The 1,609-nt window shown below is 61.5% G+C and carries 1 protein-coding gene and 1 pseudogene; one reads left to right on the forward strand and one right to left on the reverse strand.

Annotated elements, in window-relative coordinates:
* Window positions 1–704 precede the first annotated feature (704 nt).
* Window positions 705–1,004 (forward strand): hypothetical protein, encoded by a 300-nt coding sequence (locus L1088_RS12350; RefSeq protein WP_234555355.1) that lies wholly within the window; start codon window positions 705–707, stop codon window positions 1,002–1,004.
* 204 nt (window positions 1,005–1,208) lie between these two features.
* On the opposite strand, the pseudogene L1088_RS12355 reads toward L1088_RS12350, so the two are convergent.
* Window positions 1,209–1,609 (reverse strand): annotated as a pseudogene (locus L1088_RS12355) (hypothetical protein); the annotation flags it as partial.

A 1,609-nucleotide genomic window follows, 5' to 3' on the forward strand; every position in this document is an offset into this window, starting at 1 on the left:
CCGCCATACCGTGGTGCGGTCCACCCCTAGGTGCTGGGCGACCATCTCCACGGGCAGGTGGAAGACCACTACCCCGGTCCTCCGGGCCATCCGCCTGGTCCGGGCTATCCCCCGGGCTATCCGGTAGAGGAGGGTGGCCAGGCGCAGGGGTCCACCCCGTGCAACAGTCAGTATCCAACGGGGTTCGTGAGATGCTGGGGGGGCCCCAACGCCCTCCACCCTAGAGGTCCTCGAGGGGACCTCTACCCTAGGAGCATCCTCTATGACTGTTGCACGCTCCTGGACGCTAGAGGTTTGATTTTCCCCCCTAGTCCCCCTCTCCTCCTGGACCCCTGCCTCCTCCCGGGCAAGGAGGCCCAGGGTCCGGGCCAACCGCACCGCCGCAGGTCCCAGGCGCTTGAGGTTTTGGGCTTTCTTATCGGCTTCGTTCATAAGGGCCTTCCCTTTTCGGAGGCCCTGGACTACGCTGAGGATGCCCGGTCCTGGCGTAGTCCAGGGCTTTTTCTTTTCTCCCCTCTTTTAAGCGCTCCCGACCCCTTTTGGCAAGTCCAAGCTGTGGCAAGAGTCGAGAAAAGCCGTTCAGAAGCCCATTGGCGGTCAAATGATGGCCGCCTAGGGCTTGACAGATTCGTACATGTCCACAATAATAAACGTGTACGTAGAGGTAGACATGTAGGTCTACCTCTGAAGCGAGGAGGTGCGCGATGGTTGACCCGCAAACGGTTACTTCCCCCAAGGCCCGTTGGAAGTTGGTCTGCCTTCTCTACAACGAGGGAAAAGGAGGCTACTCCGTGGCTCTGGGTCTGTGGGACGATGAGCCCGCTTTGGGCCTTCGCTACAACGGTGACGAGGACCCCTCCGACAAGGGCTCTCCCATCGTGAGGGGTAAACCCGCCTGGTTCATCGTTAAGGGCAGTGAGCTTCAAAAGCATATCTTTAAAGCCCTCTTGAAAGTGGCGGAAGTGAACCAGAATTGCTTAGGAAAAGCCAAGAGCCTTCTCTAGGCAGGTCCCATCTCCCCCCGGGGGCTTTCCCCCGGGGGGAACCTCTGAAGGGGGGATCATAAAAAGGGTCGGGTGTTTTTGCCGATAAACGCACGCAATCGCACGTAGTTTGCTTTACCTATAGAGGTTCCTTATAGGGACGCGTATAGGGGCCCCTAGGGGGACTATGGGGAGCTGGCACAAACGCGAAAGTGTTCTTTCGCGTTACGCCCTGAGCCTGCTAGCCAGGAGGGCTCCTGGCCGCCTAGCCCATCCCTCCCGCATGTCTACCTGCACCCTCTGGATGGCGTTTAGGAGCGCCCAGGGGTTGAGTTCTCCCCGCACCACCTTCCACAGGAGCCCGGCGTAGTACCTCCGGTTTCCGTAGTCCCGCAGGAGGCCTTCCAGGTGCTCCGCTATGGCGGTGATGAGCCCGGGGAGTTGCCCCTTCTCGGCCTCCTGGAGGTACGGGATGGCCCAGGGGCCTACTGCCCCCTCAGGGGCAGGGGCCCCGGGCCCTCTACGGGCCCCTAGGGCCCATAGGAGCAGGGTCTTGAAGTCGGGTCGCACCCTCCTCCAGGCCCAGGCCGTAGCCCCCTGTCGGATGTCCTCCTCCAGGTTCCGCC

Origin of the sequence: Thermus caliditerrae (assembly GCF_021462525.1) — a bacterium.
In the GTDB taxonomy this organism is placed as follows: domain Bacteria; phylum Deinococcota; class Deinococci; order Deinococcales; family Thermaceae; genus Thermus; species Thermus caliditerrae.

Excerpts from the sequence above, each read along its gene's own strand:
- L1088_RS12350 (WP_234555355.1), top strand. The coding sequence starts at position 705 with ATGGTTGACCCGCAAACGGTTACTTCCCCCAAGGCCCGTTGGAAGTTG.